Genomic DNA, 6,839 nt, shown 5'->3' with positions numbered 1-6,839 from the left:
ATAGAGTTACGGCGGCCATAGCGGAGGGGAAACGCCCGGTCCCATTCCGAACCCGGAAGCTAAGCCCTCCAGCGCCGATGGTACTGCACCCGAGAGAGTGTGGGAGAGTAGGACGCCGCCGGACAAATTTTCGATTAAGGGCCGCCCTTTCCTGGGGCGGCCCTTAATTCGTTTACCGGGTCGAGCGCATGCGGTGCACCCCGGTCGGGAAGGATGAAGTCGTGACTGCAGGACCCCACGACCGCGACAACAGCGGGCAGGACCGGGGCGAGCGCCCCGCTTCCGGCGACCGCAAACCACGTTGGACCGGCGCCGACCGCGACCGCGGGTCGGCCTCGAGCTCCCGTACGCCCCGCGACGGCGGACCCCGCGCAGGTCAGGACCGCTCCGGCGGCTTCCGCGACCGTGACGGCGGGCCGCGTGGCGGTGGCTTCCGCGACCGCGACGGTGGCTCCGGTGGCGGCGGATACCGCTCCGGTGACCGTACCGGCGGATCCCGTGACGGCAATCGCGCCGGCTCCGGCGGATCGGGTGGTTACCGCTCCGGTGACCGTCCGGCCGGCGGCGAGCGCTCCGGCGGCGGCTACCGTTCCGGCGGCGAGGGCGGCTCCGGCGGCTCCGGCGGCTTCCGCGGCGGTGACCGGCCCGGGTACCGCGACGGTGAGCGCTCCGGTGGCTTCCGGCCGCGCGAGGGCGGCGACCGCTCCGGCGGGTTCCGCGACCGGGAAGGCGGCGGTGGGCCCCGTGGCGACCGGCAGGGCGGGTTCCGCTCGGGTGGTCCCGGCGGCTATCGCTCCGGTGGTGACCGGCCGGGATTCCGTGACGGTGAGCGTTCCGGTGGGTTCCGCGACCGCGACGGTGGACAGGGCGGCTTCCGCGACGGTGGTCCCCGTGGCGACCGTGCCGGCGGGTCCGGCGGCTTCCGGGACCGTGACGGCGGACCGCGCGGCGACCGGCCGGGCGGGTTCCGCGACCGTGACGGCGGACCGCGCGGTGACCGTGGTGACCGGCCGGGGTTCCGCGACGGTGCGTCGCGTGGGGACAGGCCCGGTGGGTTCCGTGACCGTGACGGCGGACCGCGGGGCGACCGCGGTGACCGGCCGGGCGGCTTCCGCGACGGTGGTCCTCGTGGCGACCGTGCCGGCGGGTCCGGCGGCTTCCGGGACCGTGACGGCGGGCCGCGCGGCGACCGGCCGGGCGGGTTCCGTGACCGTGACGGTGGTCCTCGTGGCGACCGTGCTGGCGGGTCCGGCGGCTTCCGGGACCGTGACGGCGGGCCGCGCGGCGACCGGCCGGGCGGGTTCCGTGACCGTGACGGTGGTCCTCGTGGCGATCGCGCCGGTGGCTTCCGCGACCGTGACGGTGGTCCTCGTGGCGATCGCGCCGGTGGCTTCCGTGACCGTGATGGTGGTCCTCGTGGCGACCGGCCCGGGTTCCGTGACGGCGACCGGCAGGGTGGCTTCCGCGACCGGGACGGTTCGCGTGACGGCGGGCCGCGTGGCGGTGGGTTCCGTGACCGTGACGGTGGTCCTCGTGGCGACCGGCCGGGCGGGTTCCGTGACCGCGAGGGTGGACCCCGCGGCGACCGGCCGCCGTTCCGGGACAACGCCGCGCGAGGGGACCGTCCGTCGTTCCGCGACGGTGGACCGCGTGACGGTGGTCCTCGTGGTGGGTTCAGGGATCGTGACGGCGACCGGCCGGCGTACCGCGACCGCGGTGACCGCCCCGGTGGGTTCCGCGACCGGGACGACCGCGGTGAGCGGCCCGGTGGCTTCCGTGACCGCGACGGTGGTGCCCCCCGCGGCGACCGGCCCGGCGGGTTCCGCGACCGCGACGGTGCTCCCCGCGGTGACCGGCCGAGTGGGTTCCGCGATCGGGACGGTGGGCCGCGTGGCGACCGTGCCGGCGGGTTCCGTGACCGCGACGGTGGTCCTCGTGGCGGTGGGTCCCGGGACGACCGTGGCACCGGTGGGTTCCGCGACCGGGGTGACCGCCCTGCGGGTTCCGGTGGGTTCCGGGACCGTGACGGGCAGCGTTCCGGTGGCCACGGCGACCGGCCCGGGAACTTCCGGGACGACCGGGGCGGCCCGCGGCGCGAGGGTGGCCCCCGCGGCGACCGGCCCGGGCAGCGCGACGGTGGTCCGCGTGGCGGTGGGTTCCGCGACCGGGACTCCGGCGGGCGTGGTGCCGGCTTCCAGCGGCCCGAGGGGCTGCGGCGCGACGACGCAGGCGGCTACCGGCCGCGGCAGAGCGACCCGGGCTTCGTCGCCGAGGAGATCGAGGGCGAGGAGACCGTCAGCCGCGTCGCGGACCCGGTGCTCGCCGACGACATCGACCCGGCGGAGCTGGACCGTGAGGTGCGCAGCGAGCTGAGCTCGCTGGCCCGGCCCGTCGCGGAGGAGGTGGCCCGCCGGCTCATCGCGACGGGGCAGCTGCTCGACGACGACCCGGAGCTGGCGCTCGCCCACGCGCTCGTCGCACGGCGGAAGGCGTCGCGCATCGCCGTGGTACGTGAGGCCGCCGGTCTCGCCGCGTACCACGCCGGGGAGTGGCAGACGGCGCTCGGTGAGTTGCGGACGTACCACCGGATGACCGGCCGGCAGACCCACATCGCGGTCATCGCCGACTGCGAGCGGGCGCTGGGGCGGCCGGAGAAGGCGATCGACCTGTTCCGGACCGCGGACCGGGAGAAGCTCACCGCCGAGGAGATCGTCGAGCTGCTGATCGTCGCCGCCGGTGCGCGCGGCGACATGGGGCAGCATGACGCCGCCGTGGCGATGCTGCAGGTGCGTGAGCTGACGTCGGCACCCGAGGCGGTGTGGGCGGCTCGGCTGCGGTACGCGTACGCCGACGCCCTCCTGCGTGCCGGTCGCCGGGAAGAGGCCCGCGAGTGGTTCGCGCGCGCCGCCGACCTCGACGAGGACCTCGCCACCGACGCGGCCGAGCGGCTCCTGGAGCTCGACGGCATCGTCCTGGACGGCGACGAGGACGACGACGAGGACGACGAGCGCGCCCTCGCCGACGACAGCGCCGAGGACGAGGACGACGCGGACGACCGCGACGAGGACGACGACCGCGACGACGAAGACGACCGCGACGAAGACGACTACGACGACGAAGACGAAGACGACGAAGACGACTACGACGACGACGATGACGACGAGGACGACGACGAAGACGCGGACCGCGACGACGAAGACGACCGCGACGACCGCGACGACGAAGACGACTACGACGATGACGACGACGAGGACGACGACCGCGACGGCGACTACGAGGACGAGGACGACGTAGACGCCGAGGACCAGGACCCGGACGACGTGGACGACGACGTCGACGGCGACGGGGAGCCGGACGACGAGGACGACCGCGACACCGACGGACCCACGGTCGACGACCGCGGGACCGAGACGGGCGCCGGCCGTACCGACGCCGACAACGACGACAGTGGGACGACTCGTGGCTGAGCAGGCGAGCGAAGACCTCGTCAGCCACTACGACCTGGTCATCTTCGACCTCGACGGCGTCCTGTACCTCGTCGACCAGGTCATCCCGGGCGCCGCGGAGGCGTGTGCGAGGCTGCGTGAGCGGGGGATTCCCAGCGCGTACGCCACGAACAACGCCTCGCGGCTGCCCGGCGACGTCGCGGCGTTGCTGACGCGCATCGGCATCCCCGCCGACGTGCGGGAGGTCGTCACGTCCGCGCACGCGACGGCGCTGCTGCTCGCCGAGCGGTTCGCGGCCGGGACACCGGTGCTGATCCTCGGGGCGCCGGCGCTGCAGGAGGAGGTCAGGGCCGTCGGGCTCCGGCCGGTCACCGACCCTTACGAGGCCAAGGTGGTCGTGCAGGGGTACGGGCCGGACGTCGCCATGCGGGACCTCGCCGACGCGTCGGTCGCCATCCGGGCCGGCGCGACGTGGATCGCGACGAACGCCGACAAGACGCTGCCGTCGCCGCGCGGGCCGCTGCCCGGGAACGGCTCGCTGGTCGTGGCGCTCGCCACGGCGCTCGGGCGGCAGCCGGACACGATCGTCGGCAAGCCCGACCCGACGCTGTTCCTGGAGGCGGCGCGGGAGCGGGCGGCGGCACACCCGATCGTCGTCGGCGACCGGCTCGACACCGACATCGAGGGCGCGTACCGGGCGGGCATGGACAGCCTGCTCGTCCTCACCGGGGTCAGCGACGCCGCCGAGCTGCTCGCGGCGCCGGTCGAGCGGCGGCCCACGTTCGTCGCGGAGGACCTGGCGGGGCTGTTCGAGACGCCGCCGGAGGCCGGGACGAACCAGTGGCGCGTCGACGACCTCGGCGACCGCTGGGTGCTGGCCGGCGACGGGCGGCGGGTGGACGCGCTGATGGCGCTGTGCGCGGTCGCGTGGGCGGCTGGTGAGGTCCGGCCCGTCACGGCGAAGGGCGAGGCCGCCTCGGCGGCGCTGGAGTGGATGAGGCTCTGACCGCGAGCGGATGAGGCTCTGGCGGGTGGATGACGCTCCGGCCGCGCGCTAGAGCAGCTTCCGCAGCTTCAGCAGGTCGAACACGCCCGCGTCGATCTTGATGCGGCCGCTGGTCCAGGCCTGCATGACGTTGAGCTCACCGTTGACGAGGGCGACCAGGTCGTCGCTCGTCGCGGTGAGCTTGATCTTCGCGCGGGGGTCGTCGCCGTCGGTCAGGCCGGTGATCTGCCCGTCCTTCAGCTGTCCGTGAAACGCCACGTTCAGGTCCGTGACACGGCAGGCGAGGGAGCGGTCGAAGTCCAGCTTCTCGCGGGCCTCGGCGGCGTTCGCGGCGAGCTTCGCCCCGAGCTTCTGCAACGCGGCGCGGCATTCCTCGACCGTGGCCATGTTTCCCCCCGTTTCCGTGCATCTAAATGTCCAATGCGGACACTTGGATTGTGACCGTACCGTACGGCGTCACGGACCGCCCGGTAGCGTGAACAGCGGTACACCACTTGGAGGAGAGGCGCAACCATGGCTCAGGAAGCCTGGCGGGCATATCTGGAACTGGCCTACGGCATGACCGAGGCGACGACCAAGAAGGCGACCAAGACGGTCCGCAGGCTGGTCGGCAGGAGCGGCGCGACCGCGGAGCAGCTGCAGGTGATGGCGGAGGACCTGCTGAAGGCCGGCACGGCCAACCGTGAGGCGATGACCAAGCTCGTCCGGTACGAGCTGGACCGCGCCCTGGGCGCCGTCGGCCTCGCCACGGCGGAAGAGGTCTCGGCGCTGACGAACCGCGTGCACGAGCTGGAGGCGAAGCTGAAGGCGGCCGCCGTGAAGCCGGCACCCGCGGCGCCTGCCGCGCCGGCCACCACCTCGCCGATCGAGCTGTCGCCGGTCGAGCCGGAGCCGGCGCTGCCGGTCGGTGCCGAGGCCGTCGAGCCGGAGGCCGCCGCACCGGCGGCGAAGAAGACGGTCGCGAAGCGGGTCGTCGCCAAGAAGACGGCCGCCGCGCCGGCCAAGACCGCGCCGGCCAAGACCGCGCCGGCGAAGACCGCCCCGGCGAAGACGGCCCCGGCGCGCAGGACGGCGGCCACGAAGGCCGCTCCCGCGCAGGCTGAGGCGCCGGCGGCGCCCGTCAAGAAGTCGGCCCCGGCGAAGAAGGCGGCGGCGAAGGCCGCGGTCGAGAAGATCGCCGAAGCGTCGGATGTGGCGCCTGTGAAGAAGACCTCTCCCCGGAAGCGGGCGTCGTCCTCGTGAGCATCACTCCTGGTCCAGCCCCCGTTCCCGGTCCAGGCCCGATGCCGGGTCCGCCCGGTGCCGCGGCGCTCGGGCGGGTCGAGGCGGCGGTCGAGGCACTCAACGGGGTAGCGTCGCTGCCGTTGCAGCGTCAGGTCGCGGTGTACGCCGACGCCCACCGCACGCTGCAGGAGACGTTGGGCACGATCGAGGAACGGTGATGGCGCGGCGGACACGACTCGATGCCGAGCTGGTGCGCCGCGGCCTGGCCCGGTCGAGGGAGCAGGCGGCCGCGTTGATCGCCGAGGGGCGCGTCGAGGTGCGCGGCGTCGTGGCCGGCAAGGCGGCCGCCCAGGTCGACCCGGCCGACCCCGTCAACGTCCTCGCCTCGCCCGTCGGCGACGAGTACGTGTCGCGGGGCGGCCACAAGCTGGCCGGGGCGCTCACGGCGTTCGAGGCACTCCCGGTACAAGGGCGGCGGTGTCTTGACGCCGGAGCGTCCACCGGTGGCTTCACCGACGTGCTGCTGCGCCGGGGCGCGGCCTCCGTCGCGGCCGTGGACGTCGGATACGGCCAGATCGCCTGGTCCCTGCGCACCGACGAGCGGGTGACGGTGATCGAACGCACGAACGTGCGCACCCTCACACCGGACGTCATCGGCGGGCCCGTCGACCTGACCGTGGCCGACCTGTCGTTCATCTCGCTGCGGCTCGTCCTCGCCGCCCTCGCCGCCTGCACGTCGGCCGACGGGGATCTGGTACCGATGGTGAAACCGCAGTTCGAGGTCGGCAAGGAACGGGTCGGGGAGGGCGGCGTCGTGCGGGACCCTGCGCTGCGCGCGGAGGCGGTGCTGGACGTGGCCGCCGTCGCCGCGGAGCTCGGCCTCGGCGTCGCGGGGGTGACGGTCAGCCCGCTGCCCGGACCGTCCGGCAATGTCGAGTTCTTTCTCTGGCTGCGCCGCGACGCTCCCGCCGTGTCCCGTGCCGCGGTGTACGAGGCGGCCTCCGCCTCCCTGGAAGGATTGGTTCCGTGAGCGGTCCGGAGCGTAGCGGAGGGCTGCGAACCAGAGGCGCAGTGGTTTGGCTCAGGCTGGTGCCGGAGCGCAGCGGAGGCGGTGGCCTGAGCGGTCTGGAGCGCAGGCACGGTGTCGGCCCAGGCCGGCACCG

The 6,839-nt window shown here is 74.2% G+C and carries 7 protein-coding genes and 1 rRNA gene; 6 read left to right on the top strand and 2 right to left on the bottom strand.

Translation table 11 applies throughout. The features are described 5' to 3' along the window. Window positions 1-7 precede the first annotated feature (7 nt). Window positions 8-124 (top strand): 5S ribosomal RNA (gene rrf / locus ABD332_RS52425). A 10-nt stretch (window positions 125-134) separates the two neighbouring features. Here the strand turns inward: rrf and ABD332_RS52420 are convergent. After that, window positions 135-2,468, bottom strand: coding sequence for a hypothetical protein (locus tag ABD332_RS52420; RefSeq protein ID WP_344513317.1), 2,334 nt, complete (start codon window positions 2,466-2,468; stop codon window positions 135-137). A gap of 120 nt (window positions 2,469-2,588) precedes the next feature. Between ABD332_RS52420 and ABD332_RS52415 the strand changes: the two genes are divergently transcribed. Together ABD332_RS52415 and ABD332_RS52410 are read left to right on the top strand one after the other, a co-directional pair. Next, complete coding sequence (locus ABD332_RS52415; protein WP_425552429.1) at window positions 2,589-3,467, top strand: Replicase polyprotein 1ab; 879 nt, start codon at window positions 2,589-2,591, stop codon at window positions 3,465-3,467. Continuing rightward, the gene (locus ABD332_RS52410; protein WP_344513316.1) at window positions 3,460-4,452 is read left to right on the top strand and encodes an HAD-IIA family hydrolase; all 993 of its coding nucleotides are present in this window, start codon (window positions 3,460-3,462) and stop codon (window positions 4,450-4,452) included. The genes ABD332_RS52415 and ABD332_RS52410 overlap by 8 nt, the downstream gene beginning before the upstream one ends. 48 nt (window positions 4,453-4,500) lie before the next feature. Here ABD332_RS52410 and ABD332_RS52405 read toward each other — a convergent pair whose 3' ends face one another. Beyond that, window positions 4,501-4,839 carry an SCP2 sterol-binding domain-containing protein gene (locus ABD332_RS52405; RefSeq protein ID WP_344513314.1) on the bottom strand — a complete coding sequence of 113 codons (339 nt, stop codon included), beginning with the start codon at window positions 4,837-4,839 and terminating at the stop codon, window positions 4,501-4,503. 126 nt (window positions 4,840-4,965) lie between these two features. Between ABD332_RS52405 and ABD332_RS52400 the strand changes: the two genes are divergently transcribed. Genes ABD332_RS52400 through ABD332_RS52390 form a run of 3 tightly spaced genes read left to right on the top strand, consistent with a single transcriptional unit; the run spans window position 4,966 to window position 6,706 of the window. Further along, window positions 4,966-5,694 (top strand): phasin family protein, encoded by a 729-nt coding sequence (locus ABD332_RS52400; protein ID WP_344513312.1) that lies wholly within the window; start codon window positions 4,966-4,968, stop codon window positions 5,692-5,694. Window positions 5,695-5,735: 41 nt separating this feature from the next. Beyond that, the gene (locus ABD332_RS52395) at window positions 5,736-5,894 is read left to right on the top strand and encodes a hypothetical protein (RefSeq protein ID WP_344513310.1); all 159 of its coding nucleotides are present in this window, start codon (window positions 5,736-5,738) and stop codon (window positions 5,892-5,894) included. Next, complete coding sequence (locus ABD332_RS52390; RefSeq protein WP_344513308.1) at window positions 5,894-6,706, top strand: TlyA family RNA methyltransferase; 813 nt, start codon at window positions 5,894-5,896, stop codon at window positions 6,704-6,706. The genes ABD332_RS52395 and ABD332_RS52390 overlap by 1 nt, the downstream gene beginning before the upstream one ends. Window positions 6,707-6,839: the final 133 nt, after the last annotated feature.

This window comes from Dactylosporangium maewongense (genome assembly GCF_039531485.1).
GTDB classification, from domain to species: Bacteria; Actinomycetota; Actinomycetes; order Mycobacteriales; family Micromonosporaceae; genus Dactylosporangium; species Dactylosporangium maewongense.
The sequence above is the reverse complement of the archived record's forward strand: the minus strand, read 5'-3'. Positions and strand labels throughout refer to the sequence as shown.

What these genes read in the sequence shown, in the direction of transcription:
- ABD332_RS52415 (WP_425552429.1), top strand. Translation starts at nt 2,589, where the DNA reads ATGACCGGCCGGCAGACCCACATCGCGGTCATCGCCGACTGCGAGCGG.
- ABD332_RS52405 (WP_344513314.1), bottom strand. Translation starts at nt 4,839, where the DNA reads ATGGCCACGGTCGAGGAATGCCGCGCCGCGTTGCAGAAGCTCGGGGCG.
- ABD332_RS52400 (WP_344513312.1), top strand. Translation starts at nt 4,966, where the DNA reads ATGGCTCAGGAAGCCTGGCGGGCATATCTGGAACTGGCCTACGGCATG.
- ABD332_RS52395 (WP_344513310.1), top strand. Translation starts at nt 5,736, where the DNA reads ATGCCGGGTCCGCCCGGTGCCGCGGCGCTCGGGCGGGTCGAGGCGGCG.
- ABD332_RS52390 (WP_344513308.1), top strand. Translation starts at nt 5,894, where the DNA reads ATGGCGCGGCGGACACGACTCGATGCCGAGCTGGTGCGCCGCGGCCTG.